We start from the raw sequence: 22,969 nt of genomic DNA on the forward strand, positions 1-22,969 counted from the left end.
GTCAATGGTAATCATCCTCGCGCTGGTGGCGAACGGCGGCGATGGTTACTGTTTCCGGGCCGTCGATGCGGAACAGCACGATATAGCCTGACGAACCGAACGGCACGAGGAGTTCACGTATCAGCCCGTTTTCAGAAGACGCCTTACGGCAACTGAAGGGAAAATCGCTGAGAATGTCTAATCCTGCTCTTATGGCGTGAATGGCCTTCTCGGCCACATTGATGTCGTATGCGATCAGAAAATCATAGATGCGATCGAAATCCGCCAGTGCTTCTTCGGTATAACGAAGCTGATATGTCATTTCCGTTTAGCGGCTTTCGCAGCATCGAGTTTTCTTTGCATCATCGAAAGAACATCGTCGGTGCTATAATAGACGCCAGTGCGCTCCGCTTCCTCAAGCGACGCCAGCCCGCGCGCAATGAACTCCGCCTGCGATTTGCGGATTTGCACCTGCCTGCGGACCGAATCCTCGACAAATGACGATAGCGTTTCGCCGTCCTTCAGCACGCTTTCTGCCGCCTCGCGGAAATCCGCGGTCACACGCAGCGAAGGCAAAGTTGCGGTTTTCATCTTGTCTCTCCGTGCGTTGCATTTGCGATGCAGATGATGTCGTGACGCTCGGTAAAAGTCAAATCCAAAACTTGCAAAGCTCAGTCGGCAGGCAGATAAAAGGTCTTTCCGCCTGCCTCTGCCGAAATCACTAATCTGGATCCCCATGCCCGTCGACTACAAAAAGCTGAAAATGCTCCGCCGTTCCCGTGTCGTCTGGGGTTCATGGCGGATTTGGAAGCCAAGGGCGGTTTTCTGGATCGGCGCGATTGCCGTTGGCCTTATCAGCGTCGGTTTCGCGTGGGCAGCGGATCGCGCCCAGCACCTCTTCTTCGCGGCCACGTCCTCAGGTGAATGGGCGTTTTTGCTGCCGCTCATCGTTACCCCGCTCGGCTTCACCCTTTGCGCCTGGCTCGCGATCACGGTTTTCCCCAATGCCGGCGGTAGCGGCATTCCGCAGGCCATCGCCGCCCGGCACCTGCGGGACGATGCGGATCGTTCGCGGCTTCTGTCGCTGAAGCTTGCTTTCGGCAAGGTGGTGCTCACGGTCGCCGGTCTGCTCTCCGGCGCGTCGATTGGCCGTGAGGGGCCAACGGTTCAGGTGGGCGCCTCGATCATGCTGCAGGCCGCCCGCTGGGGCGGCATGGCCCAGGCGAAGGGTCTCATCCTCGCCGGATCGGCGGCGGGCATTGCCGCAGCCTTCAACACGCCGCTTGCGGGCATCGTCTTCGCCATCGAGGAGATGAGCAAGACTTACGAATCCCGCGCCAACGGCCTTGTGCTCACCGCCGTCATCCTGTCGGGCCTTGCCTCGCTGGCTCTGGTCGGCAGCTATACCTACTTCGGCACCAGTTCGGTCATGGCGAAAACGACGATGGACTGGCTGCTGGTGCTTGTCTGCGGTGTCGGCGGTGGTGCATTTGGCGCGCTGTTCAGTGCTGGGGCGTTGCGGCTCTCCGCGCGTATCCGCCGTTTCGCCCAGACCATGCCCCTGAAGCGAATGCTGGCGGTTGCCGCCGCATGCGGCCTTGCTTCCGCCGTCCTCGGCATCGCAACAGGCGGCGCGACGTTCGGAACCGGTTACGAGCAGGCCCGAGCGGCGATAGAGGGACAAGCCGCGCCATCCTTCTTCTTCATCGAAAAACTGGCGGCGACTTTCCTTGCCATGATGTCAGGCATACCCGGCGGCATCTTTGCGCCGTCTCTGTCGGTCGGCGCCGGTTTCGGCAGTACCATGGCGAGCTTGCTCGGCACCAGCATCGGCCTTGGCGCCATCGTCGGCATGGCGGGTTATTTTGCCGGCGTCGTGCAGGCGCCGATGACGGCCTTTGTCATTATTCTCGAAATGACCGGCAATCATGAAGGCGTCATGCCCATCATGGCCGCATCGATGCTGGGATATCTGACGTCGCGGCTGTTTTCTCGCGAGCCGCTTTATCACGGCCTTTCACGGGTCTTCATCGCCCAGAGCATCCGCGCCAGACGCGCCGCTCAGGCTAACGAAACGTGACAGCTTATGCGCGGATGCCCGCCACCCCGAAATAACCGAGTCCCGGTATCTTCACGCCCGGCCGGCCAAAATCGACGCCCGCGACAAGACCGAGGAAATTGATCTCGAAACCGCTGCGCACACCCGCCGAAACGCCGAACAACCCGCCGAGCGAAACACTCGCATCCTTCCAGTCGTCGGCGATGTGGTAGAATGCACCGTCCGGCAGATAGTCGCGGCCGACCGCATCCGGCGGCAGCACGACGCCGAGTTCGGGCACGCTGCGCAGCACATGGGCGACGAAGGTGTTGGAGTTGGGGCCGGGATAGATGCGATAGCCGCCCGGCTTGCCATAGGGATAGTCGGCAATCGCCTTTTCGATCTTCGGGATCAGCTTTTCCGCTTCCGCGCCGTGAATGGCCACCACCTCACGCGGCATGTTGGAATACCAGTAGGCGTCGGCGGCATAGCCATTGTGGCGGATCGGCGTGCCCCATCCCACCTTGTCATAACGGTCATAGGTCGCAGCGCCCGGCTTTTTCAGAACGACCCAGGCGTGGCTCGCAACCGAGCCCTTGAAGCCGCCGGTCATGGCGGAGAATACGTAGACGGCGGCCTGCCCGTCGCTCGAAGCCGCCGGCAGCATACCTGACGATGACCATCTGGCGGCGTTCCAGCCGCGCGGATGGTCCTTCATGGCCCATAGTCCGGCTGACGCCAATGCTGGCAGCAGGTAGATAATGGAAATCGCCAGCAGCAGACGTTTTGCAAATTTCACCGGCAGCCCCGTGCATCGAAAAATCAATTGCGCTATCAACCACATGAAATCAGAATTTTTTGAGGCTGAGAGAATGAACAATTCCGTTACCGTCGAAGTCTTCAGGGGCAATCTCGTGGAAAGCCGCCATCAGGGCCTTGCCGTGGTGGTGGACGGCGATGGCGGGGTGCTATTTTCGGCTGGCGATATCGAGCACGGCATCTTCCCGCGTTCGGCTTGCAAGGCCATGCAGGCCCTGCCGCTGGTGGAAAGTGGTGCTGCGGATGCCTACGGCTTCGGCAACCGCGAACTGGCGTTTGCCTGTTCCTCCCATTCCGGCGAGGACGCGCATGTTGAGCTCGCCGCTTCGATGCTGGCGAAAGCGGGCAGGGATGTGGATACGCTGGAATGTGGCGCGCACTGGTCCTCCGACCAGAAAACCATCATCCATCAGGCCCGCACGCTGGAAAAGCCGACGGCGCTTCACAATAATTGCTCCGGTAAACATTCAGGCTTCATCTGCGCCTGCTGCCATACCGGCACGGACCCCAAGGGCTATGTCGGTTATGACCACCCGCTGCAGCGGGAAATCCGCGCGACGATGGCAAGCCTGACAGGTGCTGCTCTCGGCCATGACAATTGCGGCGTAGACGGCTGCTCCATCCCGACCTATGCGGTGCCGCTCAAAGGGCTGGCGCATGGTTTCGCAAAGATGGCGACGGGCAGGGGACTGGAAGCCGGCCGGGCGAGCGCCTCGCGCCGTCTCATCGAGGCCTGCATGGCAGAACCTTTTTACGTGGCGGGCACCGGTCGCGCCTGCACGAAGCTGATGCAGATCGCGCCGGGCAAGATTTTCGCAAAGACCGGCGCGGAAGGCGTCTTCGTCGCCGCCCTGCCGGAAAAGGGCTTCGCCATGGCGGTGAAATGCGAAGACGGCACGACGCGCGCGGCGGAAGCCATGGTTTCTGCATTGCTCGCCCGCTATTTCGATGAAGGCAGCGCCGAACAACAGGCGCTGAGCGGCATGGCGAACCGGCAGATGCGCAACTGGAACGGCATCCATGTCGGCGATGTCAGGGTTGTCGGTCTCTAAATAACCTTTGACGCGGCCGTTTGCCGGCACGATGATGACGCGCCCTGCGCGTGATGGCCACCCCATCGCCCTCGCGGGGCGGCGTCCGCATGAAGAAGAAGCGGGCGCTTCATTGCTTTGGAGGTCGCATATCCATGTTCACATTGTTTTTCTCCCCCGGTTCCTGCTCCCGCGCCAGCCATATCGTGCTTGAGGAATCGGGCCTGCCTTACAAGGCCCACCGCGTCAATTTCGCGGAAGGCGAGCAACGCTCCGAGGCATTTTTAAAGATCAATCCCAAGGGCCGCGTGCCTGCACTGGCGACGGAAAGCGGCGTGCTGACGGAGACGCCGGCCATCCTTGCCTTCATTGCCCAGATAGCGCCCGAGAAGAAACTCGCCCGCTCGACGATCCCTTCGAATTCGCGTTGATGCAGTCCTTCAACGCCTTCATTTCTTCGACGGTGCATGTCGCCCATGCCCACGGCCGGCGCGGCAGTCGCTGGGCGAGCAATGATAGCTCGCTTGAGGATATGAAGGCCAAGGTGCCGCAGACCATGGGCGAGTGCTTCGAACTGATCGAGCACGGCATGCTGCGTGGCCCATGGGTTCTCGGCACTGCCTATTCCGTGGCCGATCCCTATCTTTTCGTCATGTCCGGATGGCTGGAAAGCGACGGCGTGGATATTGCCCGTTTCCCGAAAGTGCACGAGCACTTCCGACGCATGAACGACCGCCCGGCGGTGCAGCGGGCGCTAGCGGGGGAGAGGGGCTGAGAGGCCCCAACTCGGTTTTGTGCTGCTCCTCATCCCTGTGCTTGTCACAGGGATCCAGCCAGCCCAAGTCCTTGGGCTGAAAGAACTCTCCCCGCCGCGCGGACGCGCGTCGGCTGGATTCCTGTGACAAGCACAGGAATGAGGGTGGAGAAAGAAGGATCGCGGAATGTTCTCCCGCTCAAGCCGCCTCGGCTGCACGCGTATCCCACATGGTCTTGAATGCCGTGCGGGCCTGGCAACGATCCAGCCAGGCTTTCAGCGCCGGATGGGCATCGAAAAGCGGCTTGTGGCCCTGTGCGTAACGAACGATTTCCGCCGCGTTGAGATCGGCGACGGTGAAACGGTCGCCCACCAGATAGTCGTGGCTGGAAAGATGCTGCTCCAGCACCCGGAAGGGGCGTTTCAGCAGGCGGCTGGCAACATCGATCACTGCCCTGCCGGCATCGCTTTCCGACAGGCCTTCGGCGATGGCGGAGGAAATCTTCAGCGAATTGCTTTCGACTTCTGTCGCGGCAAAGAAGGACCATTGCAGCATCGCCGCATCTTCCTTCAGATCGATGGGCGCAAGCGGTCCGCCATATTTGCGGGCGAGGTAGAGATTGATGGCCATGGATTCGTAAAGCACCATGCCGTCATCCTCGATGCAGGGAATGGTGCCCATCGGGTTGACGGCCAGGAAGTCCGGAGACAGCGTGTTGAGCGGCGCATCCGCAGCCAGCGGATCGGCAAGGCGGCGGGCCTGTATCACCGGCACATGCTTGAATTCTATGCCGAGTTCGCCTGCCAGCCATAATGTGCGTGTGGCGCGGGAACGGTAGACACCGTAAATCGTCAACATCGAAATTACCCCTTCAACCTGTCAGATGGCGGCAAGTTACGGTCTAGCCCTCTTAAAGTGAAGCTGTGGATTGCAGCGCCAACTATGATTTTTTCTGATCCGGGAGAAGGTCCGTATCCGGCGAGAGCCGGCATTCGAAACGGTCGATGAACCGCTCGAACAGGCGAGCGAATGTCTCTACATCCTCCGCCGGCCAACCATCCATCACATCCTCGATGACGCTCATCTTGGTCCGGCGCATTTCCTGCAAAAGACTGGTGCCGAGCGGCGTGATTTCGACGATGCTGCGGCGGCCGTCCTCCTGGGAAACGCCGCGTTTCAGCAGGCCGCGCCCGACCATATCCGCCACCACCCGGCTGCCGCGGGAGGGATCGATGCGCATGCCCTCGGCAATCGCGCCCACGGTCACATCGCCCTCCGTCCGGCGCAGAATGTCGAGCACGTCGATATGGGAAAGTTCGAGACCCGGAGCGAGCCTGGCAAGCGCCATGCGGCCGATGATGCGGCGGCCGATCATGATGCGCATGCGCGTCATCGTATTGCCGATCCGCTTGATGTCCTCGGGCAGATCCTCGTTCCAGTTTTCCTCAGTCGACACGCTTCATCGTCCCTTTCGATGCTGTTTTCCGATCACGTTTAGCGGCAATAGCACAGATGTCAAAAACTTGCCATTGACATATATATGCTGATAGCACACAAATTGTCACAGCAAATCCGCCTGAAGCCAACGAGATTTTTCATGGATATGTCCACCGCCTCCGTGGCGCCGCTTGTGTCGGATCATCGCCGCAGGCTCATCGTCTTTCTGTTTCTGATGCTGGCCATGTTCATGGCGACACTCGATAACCAGATCGTATCGACGGCACTTCCCACCATCGTCGGTGAGTTCGGCGCGCTGGAGCGCTTCGGATGGATCGGCTCTGCCTATCTGCTGGCGACCAGCGCCGTCATGCCTGTCTATGGCAAGCTCGGCGACCTGTTCGGCCGGAAATATGTGATGATCGCGGCGGTCGTCATCTTCACGCTCGGCTCGCTCGCCTGCGGGCTGGCATGGTCGATGGATTCGCTGATTGCCGCCCGCGTTCTTCAGGGGCTTGGTGGCGGCGGCATCATGGTCTCGATCTTTTCCGTCAATGCGGATCTGTTCGAACCGCGCGAACGCGCCCGTTACCAGAGCTATTCCAGCCTCACCATCATGGCGTCAGGCAGTGTCGGCCCGATCCTCGGCGGCACGATGAGTGATCTCTTTGGCTGGCGGTCGATCTTCCTGATCAATCTGCCACTCGGCATCATCGTTATCGCCGGTCTGGCGCTGATGCTGCCCTACCGGCGCCCGGCGCGCCAGCCGAAGATCGATTATCTCGGTGCTATTCTTTTGGCGGCCACCATTGCTAGCGTGGTCTTCTGGGCGGACAGCAGCGAATTGTTCGGCTCGCTCATCGCAGCCCCAAGTCTCGGCATCATCGCTTTTGCTGTCATCGCTGCGTTCCTCTGGGTGCAGGTGGAACGCCGCGCGCCGGAACCGGTCGTGCCGCTGCGTCTCTTCAAGGACAGCACTTTTCCGCTGTTGATGATCGTTTCGCTGACCAGCGGCGGCATCGGTATCGGCATGGTCAATTATTATGCCCTGTTCCTGCAAACCACCACCGGCCTTTCCCCCTCCCATGCCGGCCTGTTCTTCATCGCGGTCACCGGGGGCATCGTCATGGGTTCGCTTTCGGCCGGACGGCTAATCTCGATTACCGGCGTCTACAAGCCCTTCTCGGTGGCGGGTCTCTCCATCAATCTCATCGCCATGCTGCTGTTCACGCAAATGCATGCTGGCACGCCGCTTTGGGTGATTGCGGTCCTCATGTTGGCACAAGGCTTTGCGGTCGGCCTCGGCCAGCAGGCGCCGATCATCGGCGTGCAGAATTCCGCGCCCAAGGCGGATATCGGTGCGGCGAGCGGTGCGGTGACCCTGACCCGCATGGGTGGCGCGGCAATTGCCATCTCGGTCTATGGCGCCATCGTGTCATCGAGCCTCAAGGGCGTGGCGGTCGACATTCCCGGCGTCGGCAAGATCGAGGAACTGACGCCGAAAGTGCTCTCCGAACTCCCGGCCGCCTCGCAAGCCGCCGTCGCCTCGCTCTACTCGGATGCGTTTACGCCGCTGTTCTTCGCCGCAGCCGCAACCGCCGCCATCGGCCTTGCCGCGGCGCTGATGCTGAAACCGGTGCGGCTGCCGGCGGCGGCGCAGACAAAGCCGGCCGAAGGGGCGGGGGAGTAAGAGCTGTCACCTAAGACGGTGCGATGGAATTGGCGCACCTTGTCCACGTTGCTCACGATACCCTCATCCCTGTGCTTGTCACAGGGATCCAGCCAGCCCGAGTCCTTTGGGCTGAAAAGACTCTTCCCACCGCGCTGACGCGCGTTGGCTGGATTCCTGTGACGAGCACAGGAATGAGGGAAAGGAGGGGCCGTGCAATGTGTCTCACCACCATGATCCGGTAAAACAAAAACACCCCCACTGGAAATTTAACGCGCGTTCCGCGTTATGCTCGCAGCACTTCAGATTCGCGCGGGCGGCCCTATCTCAATGAACATGAAGCCGGAACAGCTCCTGAATTCCACGCCCAAGGGCCTTTATTGCCCGGCGGGTGATTTTTATATCGATCCCGTGCGGCCCGTGGCGCGGGCGCTCATCACCCATGGTCATTCCGATCATGCCCGCGCCGGCCATGGCGCGGTGCTGGCCACGCGCCAGACGCTGGATATCATGCGCATCCGTTATGGCGAGGATTTCTGCGGCAGCGAGCAGGCGGTTGGCTTCGGCGAGAGGGTGGAGGTGAACGGTGTTACCGTCGGTTTCCATCCGGCAGGCCATGTCCTCGGCTCGGCGCAGATTTCCGTGGAAATGAACGGCCTGCGCATCGTCGCGTCCGGCGATTACAAGCGCGGCATCGACCCCACCTGCGCCCCCTTCGAGACGGTGCCCTGCGATGTCTTCATCACCGAAGCCACCTTCGGCCTGCCGGTGTTTCATCATCCGCTGCCGCGCGTGGAAACGGCCAAGCTGCTCACCTCCATCAAACAGTTTCCCGAGCGGACGCACCTTGTCGGCGCCTATTCGCTGGGCAAGGCGCAACGCGTCATCCGTCTGCTCCGCGACAACGGCTATTCCGATCCCATTTATATTCACGGTGCGCTGGCACGACTCTGCGACTATTACGTTTCGCAGGGCATTGACCTCGGGGAGCTCAGGCCCGCGACACTGGAGAAAAGCAACCCCGCTGCCTTCAAGGGCGCGATCGTCGTCGGCCCGCCCTCGGCGTTTCAGGAGCGCTGGGCGCGGCGCTTCAACGAACCGCTGATCGCCTTCGCGTCCGGCTGGATGATGGTGCGGCAGAGGGCAAAGCAGGGCGGAGTTGAACTGCCGCTCGTCATATCGGACCATTGCGACTGGCCGGAACTGCTGGAGACGATCAAGGAAATCTCCCCACAGGCCGTCTGGGTCACCCATGGCCGGGAGGAGGCGCTGGTGCGTTGGTGCGAATTGCAGGGCATTGCCGCCAAGCCGCTGCATCTCGTTGGTTACGAGGATGAGGGGGATTGAGATGAAAGCCTTCGCCACTCTTCTTGACCGCCTGGTCCTCACCCCGTCGCGCAATGGCAAGCTGAAGCTGTTGACCGATTATTTCCGCGATACGCCCGATCCCGACCGGGGTTATGGTCTCGCAGCCATTGCCGGGACGCTGGACCTTAAAAGTGTCAAACCCGCCATGCTGCGCGAGCTGGTGCTGGAGCGCATGGACGAGGTGCTGTTCCGTTATTCCTATGATTATGTCGGCGATCTCGCCGAAACCATCTCACTGGTCTGGGGCAATATCGGCGGCGCGGACGACTCCGAGGCACAGGATCCGCGCCTTGGGGATGTCGTCACTCTGATGAATTCGCTTGGTCGCACGGAGGTGCGCGGCGCGGTGCGCGATCTCCTGGATCGGCTCGATACCTCTTCGCGTTTCGCTTTCCTCAAACTCGCAACCGGCAGCCTGCGCATCGGCGTTTCGGCGCGGCTGGCACGGCAGGCGCTGGCGGATTTTGCAGGCAAGGACATCACCGAAATCGAGACCCTCTGGCACGGCCTGACGCCGCCCTATACGCCGCTTTTCGCCTGGCTGGAGGGCAAGTCCGACCGGCCGGTGCTGGCAACGCCCGCCATCTTCCATTCGGTCATGCTGGCGACGCCGGTGGCCGATGGCGATCTCGATGCGCTCGATCCCGCCGATTACGCGGCGGAGTGGAAATGGGACGGCATCCGTGTGCAATTGTCCCGCGCCGGTGAGACGCGCAAACTCTATTCGCGATCGGGCGATGATATTTCCGGCGCCTTTCCCGACGTGCTGGAAGCGATCGATTTCGAAGGCGTGATGGATGGTGAATTGTTGATTGGCGGCACGGCACGCTCCAACAATCTCACCCGCACCTTCTCCGACCTGCAGCAGCGGCTGAACCGCAAGACGGTGACGGCAAAGATGCAGGACGACTATCCGGCCTTCATCCGTGCTTATGATCTGCTGTTCGACGGTGAAAGCGACGTTCGTGCGCGAACCTATCTGGAGCGCCGCGGCCGCCTCTCTGACATCATCGAGCGCGCGCCGCATGATCGCTTTGACCTCTCGCCGCTGATCGGCTTTTCCAGCTGGCAGGAACTCGATACGCTACGCGCCGCGCCGCCCGATCCTGTGATCGAGGGGGTGATGATCAAGCGCCGCGACAGCACCTATCAGGCCGGGCGCGCCAAGGGCCCCTGGTTCAAGTGGAAACGCGATCCCTACAATATCGACGCCGTCATGATGTATGCCCAGCGCGGCCACGGCAAAAGATCGAGCTATTATTCCGATTTCACCTTCGGTGTCTGGGCGGAAGGCGAGGACGGCGAACAACTTGTTCCCGTGGGCAAGGCCTATTTCGGCTTCACCGATGCGGAACTGGAGGTGCTGGACAAGTTCGTGCGCGACAATACCGTCGAGCGTTTTGGCCCTGTGCGGGCGGTGCGCGCCACGCCGGATCTCGGTTTCGTGCTGGAGGTGGCCTTTGAGGGCATCAACCGCTCCACCCGCCACAAATCCGGTGTCGCGATGCGCTTCCCCCGCATTGCAAGGTTGCGGGCCGATAAATTGCCGGCCGAGGCGGACCGGCTTTCGACGCTGGTGGCAATGATCGATGGCGTGGAAGGGTAGGGACGTGGCGGCCAGCTGCCTCATTCCTGTGAAAGCACGGAGTATCTGTCCAGAAATTGCCATGATGGCTGCGAATACATTGTTGTCATTCGCGAATCCGTGATTGGACAGCTCCCCGCCGCAGTGCTGAACTGCTGTTACAACCATCCTCTTCAGGTGACCATATGGCAGACAAGCGCTTTCTTTCCTCAGCCTTCGGACAGGAAGAGAGCACGCCCATTTCGAGCATAACCCGGCGTAGCTTGCTGGCCGGTGCCATTGGCCTGTCTGTGGCCGCATTTTTACCGCCGCGCGCGAAAGCGGGCATCGTTGCCCCCGAGGTTTTGCCGCTGGAACGGCAGGATTATGCGGAGGCGCGCAAACGGTTTCACACCCATCTGTTGCGAAAGATGGCCGCCCCGGAAAAATCCTCGGCGCTGGGCACGCCGCCGGGCGCGGAACGCATCACCTATCCCGGCGGGCCGGATGGTTCGATCGAGCTTGTCGCGTGGCTCTCCCATTACCAGCCCTCAAAAACGCTGAAACCCGCTGTCCTGTTTCTTCATGGCGGCAATGCCACCGGTGATGGCCACTGGGCGCTGATGAAGCCCTATTGGGAGGCGGGTTATGTCGTGCTTTTGCCGTCCTTCCGGGGGGAGAATGGCCAGAGCGGCAATTATTCCGGTTTTTACAACGAAACGACGGATGCGCTGGCGGCGGCGACCTATCTGGAAAATCTCCCCGGCATCGACAGAAATCGTTTCTTCATTGCCGGCCATTCCAACGGCGGAACGCTTACGCTTCTGGCCGCCATGAGCCGCAGGTTCCGGGCTGCGGCCCCGATCTCGGCCGGTGTCAATTCCTGGCGTTATTTCAATCGCTATAGCGACGAAATCTGTTTCGACGAGACCGATGAGCGCGAATTCATCATGCGCTCGTCCGTCTGTTTCGGCCCCAGCCTCAAATGCCCGACGCTGCTTCTGCGCGGCACGGAGGAGCGGCCTTTCGATGCCGATCACCAGCTTTTCGTGGATCGTGCCCTGACATCCGGCTTCAAGATCGACAAGAAACTGCTGCCCGGCAGCCACAATGGCGTGGTGCCGCATGCGGTGGAGGAGAGCATCCGCCTTTTCAACGCGTTCGTCTGACATGCAATATTGCGCGGCCGATGAGCGGCGCAGGGCATCCGAGTTTGACGCCTAGTTTTTGATGATGCCTAGTTTTTGATGATCGACGTCTTGGCCTGCTCGGCCCACCACGCGCCATCTTTCTTGTCGGCATATTGGGCGCGTTTGTTGGTGAATTGCCCCTGGGTGCACATCTCGCGATAATTGCGCACCGGCAGACCAAGCTCCTTGACGACGGCATGCACCACCGTCGGGCCCGTCATGTCATAAACGCTGACGAGCGTTCCCTCTTCGATATTCTGGGCAATACGGTCGGCTATCAGCTTCAGCGCCGGATGGCCGGGTTTGGATGCCATGAAGTAGTTAGTGATTTCACCATCTTTCATGGCAATGAAAACGGCTTCTTCGTCACTGCCGATCACATCTTCCGGGCGGGCCGCAAAATTGGAATCGATATCCAGATAGATGCCGCCTTCCTGAAGGAGCACCAGAATACGCCAGAAATCCGCTTTAGCCGCGCCCACCTGCAATCGCCGGAAAGCATCGGCGTAACGGCCGGGAAAATGCCGGTCGATATAGGCCTGACATGCCTCGTCATCATGGTAGCGATATTCGAATTCCGGCGTCAGCCAGCGGTTGAACAGGAAATTCGCATAGATCGGCGTTGTCACACGGTTGGAATAGTTGGTCTGCCAGATGATACGGGGAATGGCCTTTTCCGATTTCGGATGGCGGCGGGCCGGTTGATGCGCGGGAAGCGTTTTTCTTCTGCCAGGCCGAAGGAAAAGATCGATGGAAAAGATGACCTTGACGATGTTGCCGCCGATCTTGATCGCGCGGTACGCAACGGGGTTGTAGTCATGCTTTGCCAAGTCCAGCGCTCCTGCGTGTGGAATCGATTATCACGCGCGTAAGCGGCGGTGCGCGGGTTTTATTGCACACAATTGGTTTGTCAATACGCTGAAAATGAGACCGGCCGAGCCCCGGATTAACGAGGCTCGGCCGGTTTGGGAGGGGCTGCGATCACGCTTTGTTGCGGTTAAAATATCCGAGCAGCCGCATGGCGTTGGCAGTCACCAGAACCGTGGCGCCCGTGTCGGCGAAGACGGCGAGCCACAGGCCGGAAAGGCCGGTGACGGTCGTGACCAGGAACACCGCCTTAAGCCCGAGCGCAATCGTCACGTTCTGACGGATATTGCTCATCGTGGCGCGCGACAGGCCGATGAGGCGGGCGGCATCGCCGACATTGTTGCGCATCAGCGCCGCATCCGCCGCTTCCATCGCCACGTCCGTGCCGGAGCCGATGGCGACGCCGACGCTGGCCGCCGCAAGGGCCGGCGCATCGTTGATGCCGTCACCCACCATGACAACAGTCTTCTTTTCGGCGAGCTTGCGGATTTCCTCGACCTTGTTCTGCGGAAGAAGTTCACCGCGAGCTTCAAGGCCAAGCTTGTTGCCGATGGCACGCGCGGTGCGGGCATTGTCACCCGACAGCATCAGCGAGGAAATGCCCATTTCCTTCAGGGCCTTGACGCCTTCGGCCGCGTCCTTGCGCGGTTCGTCGCGCATGGCGAAGAGGCCGCTTGCTGCGCCGCCGGCCATCACGACAGCCACCGTCTTGCCTTCGCTTTCCATCGCGGAAATGCGGTCAGCAAGATCCTTCGAGAGCGTGCCGACCTCCGTCGCAAAACGCGGTGCGCCGATGAACAGCTCCTTCCCACCGACATTGCCCTGCATGCCGCGACCGGAAATCGCCTTGATGTTGGAGCCGGGCAGGGGCTTCACGCCAGCCTTTTCGGCGTGATTGACGATGGCGCGGGCGAGTGGATGGCTCGACTCGTTCTCGATGGTCGCGGCCTGCGCAATCAGCTCGGCCTCGTTGCCGTCAAGCGCCACCACGTCGGTCACGACAGGTTCACCGAGGGTCAGCGTTCCGGTTTTGTCGAAGGCGACGGTTTCTGTGCGCGCCAGCATTTCGATGACCGCGCCACCCTTCACCAGCATGCCGTGGCGTGCCGCGGCCGAAAGGCTGGAGGCAATCGCTGCCGGAACGGAAATGACCAGCGCGCAGGGGCAACCGATCAAGAGCAGCGCCAGACCGCGATAAATCCAGGTGTCCCAGTCGCCGAGGCCGACAAGCGGCGGCACGATGATGGTCAGCACCGAGATCGCCACGATCAGCGGCATGTAATATCGCGAGAAGCTCTGGATGAAGCGTTCGGTCGGAGCCCGCGCATCCTGTGCTTCCTCGACAAGCGTAATGATGCGGGCAATGGTGTTGTCTTCCGGCGCGCGGTCGACACGGATGCGCAGCGAGCCGTCATGGTTGATCGAGCCGGCAAAGACGCGAGCACCCTTTTCCTTGGCGACGGGAATGCTTTCCCCGGTCATCGGCGATTCGTCGACGCTGGACTGGCCGTCCATGACAACGCCATCGGCGGCGATACGGTCGCCGGGACGCGCCACGACCACCTGGCCGATGCGCACCTGATCGGCGGAGACCTGCCGAAGCGAGCCGTTTTCCTCCACCATCGCCGTTTTTGGCAGCAGGGAACCGAGCGCCTTGATGCCCGAGCGGGCGCGGGCGGCGGCAAAACCTTCCAGCAATTCGCCGACGGAGAACAGCAGCACGACGATGGCCGCCTCTTCCGCCTCGCCGATGATGATCGCGCCGATGGCGGCAATCGTCATCAGCATCTCGATGGTGAAGACCGCGCCGAAACGGGCGGCATTGAAGGCATTTCTTGCGATCGGGAAAAGCGTCGCGAGCGTCGCGACGATGAAGGCGTAACTGCCCCAGGCCGGGAAGGTCAGTTCCGCCGCATAGGCAATCGCGACCAGAATGGTGCCGGTGAAGGTGTTGCGCGCCTTCGCGCCGCGCCACCATGCGCCTTTTTCATCCGCGCCATGGGCATGCCCTATCTCGGCGCTCTGGCTTGCGGCGGCAGGTGCTGCAGCGTGGGAATGGCCCGCATGGTCGTGCCCGTGATCGTGACCTGAATGATCATGGCCGGAGTGATCGTGGTCATGCCCGTTGCAGGAATGTTGTTCGTCTTCCGAATGGTCATGCGCCGCGTGGTCGTGGTCGGAATGATCGTGGCCGGAATGATCATGATCGTGATTGCCACCGCATGTCGCGTGATCGTGATCGTCTTCGTGCTTTTGATCCGGCGTCTTTTCGCGCGCGGTCTTTTCCTGCGGCAGCAGAGCGGGCTTGAAGCCGAGCTTGCGCAACGTATCCTCGATCTTGTCGACCGGCGTCTTGTTCTCGGCAAGCGAGAGGTTCAGCCTTTCGCGGGCCACCGAAACCTTGACGTCGTCAACGCCGGGCAGGCGGGAAAGCGCGGTTTCGATCTTGGCCGCGCAGCTGCCGCAATCCATGCCGCCGACGGAAAAGATCAGGGCGTTGCTCTTGTCCCCGCCGGTTTCGGGCTCGTCATGATGATGGCCGCCGCAGGAGGAATGATCGTGATGATCGGCCTCGACCTTTGCCTGGGGAGCCTTTTCGCGCGGCAGGAACGCGGGCTTGAAGCCAAGCTTGCGCAGCGTATCCTCGATCTTATCAACAGAAGTTTTCTGCTCCGCCACGGAGAGGTTCAGCCTTTCGCGGGCAACGGAGACCTTGACGTCGGCAATGCCGGGCAGGCGTGAGAGCGCGGTTTCGATCTTCGCCGCACAGCTGCCGCAGTCCATGCCGCCGACCTTGAAGGTCAGCTCCTCTGATTCCCCGTTCAAACTGCCGCGTGTCGAAATATTCATGGTTCTCGCTCCTGAATTCCAGTCGACAGCCAATCTGACACCTCTAGCAACTAGAGCTTCAAGAGGAAAAATGCGGTTTTCCGATTTTTTTTGAAAAAACCCGACGCCAGCTTCGCGCCAGCCGCGCGGTCCATCATGCCGGCAGATTGGATTCCATGAAGCGGTTCAGATGATATCACTCCTTTTGAAAAACGGTCGCCGGGCGGCCTCTCTGGTGGCCCTTGCGGTTCTGCCGCTGCTGAGCGGTTGCCTTTTCGTGACGGATACGACCCGGATGGACCCGGATGTCTTCGTCAGGGAAACGGCGCCGGTGTTCAATTTTAATTCCGTCAGCTCCAATCGCCAGCCGGAGCTGCCGCCGCAACCGGGCCAGCTTTCCACGCGCCCGCCGGATCTGTTCAGAACCCGCTTCCATCAGGAATATGGTCCGCCGGTGCGCGGGCAGGGGCTGCAAGCCCCGCAGGTGCAGGGTTATAACGCGCCGCAACCGCAGGGCCAGACGATGGCCTATGGCCTGCCGGTTTCCAATCCGCTGCACCGGGTCATGTATGGCCCGATCCGCGATGAGGACCGCTCCCTGCCGGCCATTCCCTATGGTCGCATCGATCCGCGTTATCTCCGGCAGGAAGTGAGCTATCAGACGGCGGAAGCGCCCGGCACCATCGTGGTCGATACAAAACAGCATTTTCTCTATCTCGTGCAATCCGGCGGCAAGGCGATCCGCTACGGCGTCGGCCTCGGTCGTGACGGTTATGCCTGGTCGGGCCGGGGCAAGATCCAGTGGAAGGCCAAATGGCCGCGCTGGACGCCACCGGATGAAATGGTCAAGCGCCAGCCGGAGCTCGCCTCCATCTCTGCCGCCAATGGCGGCATGACGCCGGGTCTGAACAATCCGCTCGGCGCACGCGCGCTTTATATCTTCAAGAATGGCAAGGACACGCTGTACCGCGTCCACGGTACACCGGACTGGCAGTCCGTCGGCAAGGCGACGTCCTCGGGCTGCGTGCGCATGCTCAATCAGGATGTGATCGACCTTTATGAGCGCGTGCCGCAGGGTGCGCAGATTGTGGTTATCTGAACACGTTCTAAAAGAAAGAGATATGGGACCCATTCCGCCAGCGCCTTGTGACTGGCTTTTAGCGGTCGGTTAACTATTTTCGCAATACGCATGACACGGAACAAACGACGTACAACGGCGGTCTAGCCGTTCGAAATGTGGGACAAACCGGCCTTATGACAAGCACCGACACAGATCTTTCCAGACGCACCTTCCTTTCCCTTCTCGGCCTCTCTTCCGCTTCGCTTCTCGCAGGCTGCGCCTCGTCAGGCACGGGAGACGCGATTCGCCAGCAGGCGAGCGCCATCGGCAGCGATTTCCGCCAGATGTTCTCATCCGGCGTCAGCGATGCGGAACTGGCCGTCATGTACGGCTCGGTCGAGGATGGCGGTTACGTCATTCCCGCGGTTCCCTATCAGAAGATCGACCGCCGTTATTATCGCCAGCGGGTCGTCGATCCGACCGGCGAGCGCCCCGGCACCGTGGTCGTCGATACGCGCTCGCGCTTCCTTTACGTGGTGGAGCCGGGCGGTAGCGCCATGCGTTACGGCGTTGGCATCGGCCGCGAAGGTTTCGCCTGGTCGGGCGAAGGCGTCATCCAGTGGCGTCAGAAATGGCCGAAGTGGACACCGCCGGACGAAATGGTCGCCCGCCAGCCGGAACTCACCAAATATTCCTCCAAGAATGGCGGTATGCCGCCGGGCCTCAAAAACCCGCTGGGTGCGCGCGCCCTCTATATCTTCCAGAACGGCAAGGACACGCTCTACCGCCTGCACGGCTCGCCGGAATGGAACTCCATCGGCAAGGCCGTCTCCTCCGGCTGCGTGCGCCTGATGAACCAGGACATCATCGACCTCTACGACCGCGTGCCGCAGAAGGCGCGTGTGGTGGTCTGGCAATAAGCCTGCAAACATTCACGAAAAAGGCGGCCTCTGTGCCGCCTTTTACTTGAGGAAAATCTGTCCCCATACTCGACGTCATCCTCGGGCTCGTCACGAGGATCTAATCACGTCACACTAAATCGATCCGTTGCAGATGCTCGGGACAGGCCCGAGCATGACGGAAGAGAGATTATCTGCCCGCGTGATTTGCCGGAGGGTTAGGGGCGGCTGAGGCTGTCCTTCAGCGCATTCACCCTGTCGCGAATCTGTACCAGTTCCTCCAGTCCGCAACCGGTCGCATTGCCGATCGCCACCATGATTTTTACGCCTTCCTTTTTAAGCTCGGCCCCCTTTTTCGTCAGGGCCACCAGCACCTGCCGCTCATCCACCGTGCCGCGCTTGCGGGTAATCAACCCCGCATGTTCGAGCCTTTTCAGCAGTGGCGACAGCGTGCCCGAATCGAGGCCCAGCATTTCGCCGAGCGCCTTGACGGTGGAGGTTTCCTTTTCCCACAACGCCATCATGACGAGATATTGCGGATAGGTCAGCCCGATCGGGTCGAGCAGCGGCTTATAGGCGCGCGTGAAGGCATGCGCCGCGCCGTAAAGGGCAAAACATATCTGCTGGTCCAGCCTCAAAAGGCTTTCCATCGTTTTCTCGTCGCCCTGTGCGTCCATTTTCCAGCTCCAAAATCAACCGGGGAGGGAACAATCAGCCCCCGCTTTCGGTTCCTGCCGCATGGATGCGCGGCGAAATTTCGTGAAAATTATCGCAAAAAACGAATTCGCATTCAATGTGCAAAATTATATTGCGCACAATTAAATTGTTCGCTATAAAAGCTTCAACGCCAACCCGAAGGAGTAAATGTCATGCCAATTCTCTATACGACCAAAGCATCTGCCACCGGTGGCCGCGCCGGCAACGCCAAGTCGGAAGACGGCGTGCTCGACGTGACGCTGACCGTTCCGAAGGAACTCGGCGGTGACGGCGCTCGCGGCACCAATCCGGAACAGCTTTTCGCAGCCGGCTATTCCGCCTGCTTCCTCGGCGCGCTGAAGAACGTTGCCGGCAAGCAGAAGGTAAAGATTCCGGAAGACACGACTGTGACGGCAACGGTCGGTATCGGCCCGCGCGAAGACGGCACCGGTTTTGGCATCGAAGTCTCTCTCAAGGTCAACATCCCCGGTCTTGAGCGTGACAAAGCCGAAGAGCTGGTTGCCGCAGCCCACATCGTCTGCCCCTACAGCCACGCCATGCGCACCTCCACGGAAGTGCCGGTCTCGGTGGCCTGATCCAGTCCCCGAGGCATTCCACAGAGGCCGGGTTCATCCCGGCCTTCTTGTTTGCAGAAATAAATATGCTATATTCTTTCCAAGGAAAGGATATGTGCCATGAATATTCACGCCAAGACCGCCATGGATCCTGCATCGCAGGGCAGGGTCGTCACCAAGGCCGTCATCGCCGCCGCCGAGCGGCTGGGCCTGAATGCTGCCCGCACCGCCGATATTCTGGGCGTGTCCGCGCCAACGGTCTCGCGCATGAAGCGGCTGGATTTCCTGCTGGAGCCGGGCGCCAAGTCCTTCGAGCTTGCGGTGCTGCTGATCCGGGTCTTCCGTTCGCTGGATGCGATTACCGGCGGCGATGAGGCGGTGGCCAAAAACTGGCTGCGCAATCACAATACGGCGCTTGATGCCGTGCCTGCCGAAAGGCTCACCACCATCACCGGATTGATCGATGTCCTCTCCTATCTGGACGCCCGACGCGCTCCTGTCTGAAAAACGCGCCACGTCGGGCAAGTATTGGCGGCTGGTGGAAGCGCAGCATCAGGTTTCCACCATGAAGCTGGTGGATACGGTTGAGGAGCAATCCCTTCTGGAGGATATTCTGGAAACGAGCAAACGACCGTTTCCGCCGGAATGTGCCGGTTTCGATTATCTTCTCGCGACACCTTTCAGATATGGCGCCGCCTATCCGCATGGCTCACGGTTCCGCCGCGCTGGCTATACGGAAGGCGTTTATTATGCCGCCGCAAAGGTCGAAACGGCGCTCGCCGAAATGGCCTTTTATCGGCTGCTGTTTTATGCCGAATCGCCCGGAACGCCGCTGCCCGCCAACCCCGCCGATTATTCCGCCTTCGCCGCCCGCATCGCCACCGATGCGGCGCTGGATCTGACGCAACCGAAACTCAGTCGCGACGAAGCCTTGTGGACCGATCTGCAAAATTACGAGCCATGCCAGGCGCTCGCCGAGCAGGCACGTCTGGCCAAAGTTGAAGCGATTCTTTACCGCTCGGTGCGCGATCCCCAGGGCGGTCTCAATATCGCCATCCTCTCCCCCAAGGCCTTTGCCGAAAAAGCGCCGGTGGAACGGATGAGCTGGCGTATCCGCCTGTCGAAGACTGGCGTGCAGGCGCTGTGCGAATTTCCGATGCGCAGAACGGGCTTTGCGGTCTCGGATTTCGCCGGTGATCCACGCCTCGCCAGCCTTTTGGGCTGACGGGCGTTTTGCTTGTTTCCCCGCGGCTTCTTTGAGGGCCATCAGGCCGAGGCGAAAAACGCCTCGGGATCGTCGACTTCCACCAGTTTCCGCTTTTCGATCAGCCAGAAGCGGGTTCCGACCGTCCGCACGAAACTTCTATCGTGCGAGACAAGCACGCAACTCGCCTCCCGGCTGATGATCTCCGCCTCCAGCGTTTCCTGGCCGTCTATGTCAAGATGGTTGGTGGGTTCGTCCAGCAGGTAGAAATTCGGCTCCGCCAGTCGCAGCAGCAGCATGGCAAGCCGCGCCTTCTGCCCGCCGGAGAGCGAGGCTATGCACCGTTTCTGCATTTCAATGTCGATGCCAGCGCCGGCGAGCAGGCCGTGGATGCGCTGTTCGCCAATATCGAAACGGCGGGACAGCAACGCCGCCGGCGTGCTGTCATCCTCGATTTCGGCCAGCGACTGGTCGACATAACCGGCCACCAGCGACGGCGTGGCCTTGATGCCCTCCTGTATCTCGCCTGCACCCGTCACCGCCGACTGCAGCAGTGACATCAGCCGCGTCTTGCCGACACCGTTGCGACCCAGAATGACGATGCGGTCGCCCTGGCGGATGAATTGCCGGCCGGTGCGGAACAGCACTGTTCCATCCGGCGTCGAGACGGGAACATCTTCCAGAGTGACCAGAACCTTGGCATGGGTGCCGCGATTGGCGAGCTGGATCTTGCCGGCGGATCGCTCGGCATGGGCGGGGCGCGCCTTTTCCTCCAGCTTGTCGGCGCGTTGCCGCAATTGCTTGGTCTTGACCGCCAGGAGATCGCTGCCGGAATTGATGCCGATATTGTTGAGCTTGGCTGCCTGCCGGCGCAATTGCTGCGCGGTTTTCATGTCGCGCTGGAAACGCCGCTCATCGGCGGCATCCTCCTCCTCCAGCGCCATGCGCGCATGGCCGTAGGGCAGGCGGAACAGCGCCGAATTTTCCGGCCGCAGGAACAGCGTGGTGCGGGTGACATTGTCGAGAAACGCGCGGTCATGGCTGACCATGATGACGGCGGTATCGCGCGGCAATTCACCGAGCCAGCTTTCCAGCACATTGATCTTTTCGAGGTCGAGATGGTTGGTCGGCTCGTCGAGCAACAGCACGTCGGGTTCGGTGATCCATGCTTTGGCCAGCATGGCAAGCCTTTGCCAGCCACCGCTCAGTTCTTTCAGGCGGCGCTCGCGGAACGGCTCCGGCACCAGCATGGCGTCTAAGATGATGTCGGCGCGCCAGCTTTCGCTGTCGATCGTGTCCGCCGGCAGGGCGGAAAGCACCGCGTCCCGCATCGTGTGGTCCATCAGCGCAGAGGGCAGGTTCTGGTGGACGAAAGACTGCGTCAGGCCGCGCAGCCGGGTAATGTCGCCGCTGCTGGGCTCCATGTCACCTGCAAGGCAGTTAAGCAGGGTGGATTTGCCGCAGCCATTGGCGGCAACAATGCCGATGCGGTCGCCCGCATTCACGGTAAGGCTGAGATTGGAAAAAAGCGGCTTACCCAGAATGATTCCGAGGTTTCGAAGCGTAATGATGGTCATGATGTCGTCTCTGGCAGGACGGACCCGTAGGAACCATGGTCTGCAACACGCAGCACCGGGTTTCGGTTCGTGGTGATCCGTCGTGAAAACGTGCGCAAACCGCAGACGAGCTGCATTCTGCGCGGCCTTTTAGGCAAACCAGAGTGTTGGTGTTCCGGTCAGCCCTGCAAACGTGTCCGCAGGGCAAAAAGGTGGCAGAGCTGACGATTGCGCCAGAAGCAGGAAATATCCATGCGAAGCCTCCTTTCTTGAAACGTGTTGAACTGCCTGACCATTAACAGCGGCGGCTGTTTGTGGCAACCCGATTAGAAAATGATGAAGATTAGGGGAGGCGGTGCGGCCGGAACATCCCTGATAAGGGTGACACGCGCCACACCGCATTTTGCGCTGGCGCTACTGCTTGCCGACACGCGCGCGCAATTCTTCCACATGCGCGGCGATCTCGGGCGTCACCGCATCGCCGAAATCCTCCATTTCGAACATCGGGCGGATTTCGATTTCGCTCTTCTCCAGCATCGGGTTCGGGCAGCGCTTCACCCATTCCACAGCCTCGTCCATGTCCTTCACGTTCCATATCCAGAAGCCGGCGACCAGCTCGTTGGTATGCGGGAAGGGGCCATCGACAACGGTGCGGCTGTCACCGTCGAAAATCACGCGCTTGCCCTTGGAGGAGGGGTGCAGGCCATCGCCGGATTGCATGATGCCGGCATTGACCAGTTCCTCGTTGAATTTCCCCATGGCTTCGATCAGCTCCGTCGTCGGCATTACGCCGTCTTCGCTGCTTTTGGTGGCTTTTACAAAAACGATTGCACGCATGATCATTCCTCCTGGATTGCGTTTCGTTCAGTTTCGCTCTCCGGCACAACAGCCGAATGACAGTCTTGCTGAGGCGCGAAGCCCCCTGTTAGCCGAGATCGATAAGGTCGCGGCGTAGCCTCTCAGGGTCACCGCTGCCGATCTTCGCTTCTATTTCCGCATGGGTCTGCTCCCAGATGGGGAAGGCGGCGGCGAGGACGGCCATACCGTCAGGCGTCAACCGCAATCGTTTTCCACGCTTGTCCTTCGGGTCCTGCTCGATGCTGACCAGCCCGCGTCGTTCCAGCGGCTTCAGCGCCGCCGTCAAGGTCGTGCGGTCCATCGCCAGAAGGTGGGCAACCGGCCCCATCGGCGGCGGCTCCGGCCTGTTCAGCGACATCAGCAGCGAAAACTGACCATTATTGATACCGATGGGTTTTAGCGCATTGTCAAACAACCGCGCCAGCGCCCGTGCCGCACGCTGCGCATGCAGGCAAAGACAGGAGTCCCGCACGAGAAGAGTTGTCGAAAAAGGAATCACGCTGGCGTTTGACATGGGATAAATATGTTGATATCAACCTAATTAGTCAAGCGGAACTTGCTGCTCCGCGGGCTGT

The 22,969-nt window shown here is 60.7% G+C and carries 22 protein-coding genes and 1 pseudogene; 12 read left to right on the forward strand and 11 right to left on the reverse strand.

From position 1 onward, the window contains the following. Window position 1: 1 nt before the first annotated feature. On the reverse strand, window positions 2–301 hold the full coding sequence (locus ACFVTJ_RS07120; RefSeq protein ID WP_003511881.1) for a type II toxin-antitoxin system RelE/ParE family toxin: 300 nt from the start codon (window positions 299–301) through the stop codon (window positions 2–4). Next, a complete protein-coding gene (locus tag ACFVTJ_RS07125) occupies window positions 298–570 on the reverse strand; it encodes a YlcI/YnfO family protein (protein ID WP_022555781.1) in 273 nt (90 codons plus the stop codon). Before ACFVTJ_RS07125 ends, ACFVTJ_RS07120 begins: the two co-directional genes overlap by 4 nt. Before the next feature lie 145 nt (window positions 571–715). Between ACFVTJ_RS07125 and ACFVTJ_RS07130 the strand changes: the two genes are divergently transcribed. Further along, entirely contained in the window at window positions 716–2,059 is a 1,344-nt protein-coding gene (locus ACFVTJ_RS07130; RefSeq protein ID WP_386905890.1) for a chloride channel protein, read from the forward strand. Window positions 2,060–2,063: 4 nt separating this feature from the next. Here ACFVTJ_RS07130 and ACFVTJ_RS07135 read toward each other — a convergent pair whose 3' ends face one another. Further along, entirely contained in the window at window positions 2,064–2,816 is a 753-nt protein-coding gene (locus ACFVTJ_RS07135; protein WP_386905892.1) for a DUF3750 domain-containing protein, read from the reverse strand. Between the two features lie 73 nt (window positions 2,817–2,889). On the opposite strand from ACFVTJ_RS07135, the gene ACFVTJ_RS07140 reads away from it, so the two are divergent. Together ACFVTJ_RS07140 and ACFVTJ_RS07145 are read left to right on the forward strand one after the other, a co-directional pair. Next, entirely contained in the window at window positions 2,890–3,888 is a 999-nt protein-coding gene (locus tag ACFVTJ_RS07140) for an asparaginase (RefSeq protein WP_386905894.1), read from the forward strand. A 134-nt stretch (window positions 3,889–4,022) separates the two neighbouring features. Then, a pseudogene (locus tag ACFVTJ_RS07145) lies at window positions 4,023–4,642 on the forward strand (glutathione S-transferase family protein). 178 nt (window positions 4,643–4,820) lie between these two features. Here ACFVTJ_RS07145 and ACFVTJ_RS07150 read toward each other — a convergent pair. Both ACFVTJ_RS07150 and ACFVTJ_RS07155 read right to left on the reverse strand, forming a co-directional pair. After that, a complete protein-coding gene (locus ACFVTJ_RS07150; RefSeq protein ID WP_386905896.1) occupies window positions 4,821–5,480 on the reverse strand; it encodes a glutathione S-transferase family protein in 660 nt (219 codons plus the stop codon). Window positions 5,481–5,562: 82 nt separating this feature from the next. Beyond that, a complete protein-coding gene (locus ACFVTJ_RS07155; RefSeq protein WP_386905898.1) occupies window positions 5,563–6,078 on the reverse strand; it encodes a MarR family winged helix-turn-helix transcriptional regulator in 516 nt (171 codons plus the stop codon). Window positions 6,079–6,219: 141 nt separating this feature from the next. Between ACFVTJ_RS07155 and ACFVTJ_RS07160 the strand changes: the two genes are divergently transcribed. From ACFVTJ_RS07160 to ACFVTJ_RS07175, 4 genes are all read left to right on the forward strand, one after another. After that, window positions 6,220–7,749 (forward strand): MDR family MFS transporter, encoded by a 1,530-nt coding sequence (locus ACFVTJ_RS07160; RefSeq protein ID WP_386905900.1) that lies wholly within the window; start codon window positions 6,220–6,222, stop codon window positions 7,747–7,749. 315 nt (window positions 7,750–8,064) lie between these two features. Then, entirely contained in the window at window positions 8,065–9,075 is a 1,011-nt protein-coding gene (locus ACFVTJ_RS07165) for a ligase-associated DNA damage response exonuclease (protein WP_386906889.1), read from the forward strand. 1 nt (window position 9,076) lies between these two features. Then, window positions 9,077–10,702 (forward strand): cisplatin damage response ATP-dependent DNA ligase, encoded by a 1,626-nt coding sequence (locus ACFVTJ_RS07170; RefSeq protein ID WP_386905902.1) that lies wholly within the window; start codon window positions 9,077–9,079, stop codon window positions 10,700–10,702. Window positions 10,703–10,866: 164 nt separating this feature from the next. Continuing rightward, a complete protein-coding gene (locus ACFVTJ_RS07175; RefSeq protein WP_386905904.1) occupies window positions 10,867–11,829 on the forward strand; it encodes an alpha/beta hydrolase family protein in 963 nt (320 codons plus the stop codon). A 68-nt stretch (window positions 11,830–11,897) separates the two neighbouring features. Here the strand turns inward: ACFVTJ_RS07175 and ACFVTJ_RS07180 are convergent, their stop codons facing one another. Further along, the gene (locus tag ACFVTJ_RS07180; protein WP_386905906.1) at window positions 11,898–12,680 is read right to left on the reverse strand and encodes a glycosyltransferase family 32 protein; all 783 of its coding nucleotides are present in this window, start codon (window positions 12,678–12,680) and stop codon (window positions 11,898–11,900) included. Window positions 12,681–12,831: 151 nt separating this feature from the next. Beyond that, window positions 12,832–15,567 carry a heavy metal translocating P-type ATPase gene (locus ACFVTJ_RS07185; RefSeq protein WP_386905908.1) on the reverse strand — a complete coding sequence of 912 codons (2,736 nt, stop codon included), beginning with the start codon at window positions 15,565–15,567 and terminating at the stop codon, window positions 12,832–12,834. A gap of 169 nt (window positions 15,568–15,736) precedes the next feature. Between ACFVTJ_RS07185 and ACFVTJ_RS07190 the strand changes: the two genes are divergently transcribed. Both ACFVTJ_RS07190 and ACFVTJ_RS07195 read left to right on the forward strand, forming a co-directional pair. Further along, entirely contained in the window at window positions 15,737–16,645 is a 909-nt protein-coding gene (locus ACFVTJ_RS07190; protein ID WP_386905910.1) for a L,D-transpeptidase, read from the forward strand. Window positions 16,646–16,800: 155 nt separating this feature from the next. Beyond that, complete coding sequence (locus ACFVTJ_RS07195) at window positions 16,801–17,526, forward strand: L,D-transpeptidase (protein ID WP_220330052.1); 726 nt, start codon at window positions 16,801–16,803, stop codon at window positions 17,524–17,526. 197 nt (window positions 17,527–17,723) lie between these two features. Here ACFVTJ_RS07195 and ACFVTJ_RS07200 read toward each other — a convergent pair whose 3' ends face one another. Continuing rightward, a complete protein-coding gene (locus ACFVTJ_RS07200) occupies window positions 17,724–18,182 on the reverse strand; it encodes a MarR family winged helix-turn-helix transcriptional regulator (RefSeq protein ID WP_386905912.1) in 459 nt (152 codons plus the stop codon). A gap of 192 nt (window positions 18,183–18,374) precedes the next feature. Between ACFVTJ_RS07200 and ACFVTJ_RS07205 the strand changes: the two genes are divergently transcribed. The 3 genes from ACFVTJ_RS07205 (at window position 18,375) to ACFVTJ_RS07215 (ending at window position 20,001) form a co-directional block, all read left to right on the forward strand. Then, window positions 18,375–18,797: an organic hydroperoxide resistance protein gene (locus ACFVTJ_RS07205; protein WP_386905914.1), complete on the forward strand. Its 423-nt coding sequence runs from the start codon at window positions 18,375–18,377 to the stop codon at window positions 18,795–18,797. Between the two features lie 99 nt (window positions 18,798–18,896). Next, window positions 18,897–19,280, forward strand: a complete 384-nt coding sequence (locus ACFVTJ_RS07210) for an MbcA/ParS/Xre antitoxin family protein (protein WP_269344386.1) — start codon at window positions 18,897–18,899, stop codon at window positions 19,278–19,280. Next, window positions 19,240–20,001: an RES family NAD+ phosphorylase gene (locus ACFVTJ_RS07215; protein ID WP_386905917.1), complete on the forward strand. Its 762-nt coding sequence runs from the start codon at window positions 19,240–19,242 to the stop codon at window positions 19,999–20,001. The genes ACFVTJ_RS07210 and ACFVTJ_RS07215 overlap by 41 nt, the downstream gene beginning before the upstream one ends. A gap of 41 nt (window positions 20,002–20,042) precedes the next feature. On the opposite strand, the gene ACFVTJ_RS07220 is transcribed toward ACFVTJ_RS07215, so the two are convergent. The 3 genes from ACFVTJ_RS07220 to ACFVTJ_RS07230 form a co-directional block, all read right to left on the reverse strand. Continuing rightward, complete coding sequence (locus tag ACFVTJ_RS07220) at window positions 20,043–21,557, reverse strand: ABC-F family ATP-binding cassette domain-containing protein (protein ID WP_386905919.1); 1,515 nt, start codon at window positions 21,555–21,557, stop codon at window positions 20,043–20,045. Window positions 21,558–21,950: 393 nt separating this feature from the next. Next, a complete protein-coding gene (locus ACFVTJ_RS07225) occupies window positions 21,951–22,373 on the reverse strand; it encodes a YciI family protein (RefSeq protein ID WP_386905921.1) in 423 nt (140 codons plus the stop codon). An 88-nt stretch (window positions 22,374–22,461) separates the two neighbouring features. Continuing rightward, window positions 22,462–22,908, reverse strand: coding sequence for a MarR family winged helix-turn-helix transcriptional regulator (locus tag ACFVTJ_RS07230; protein ID WP_386905923.1), 447 nt, complete (start codon window positions 22,906–22,908; stop codon window positions 22,462–22,464). Window positions 22,909–22,969 lie beyond the last annotated feature (61 nt).

It is taken from the genome of Agrobacterium sp. NPDC058088 (assembly GCF_042885035.1).
GTDB lineage: Bacteria > Pseudomonadota > Alphaproteobacteria > Rhizobiales > Rhizobiaceae > Agrobacterium.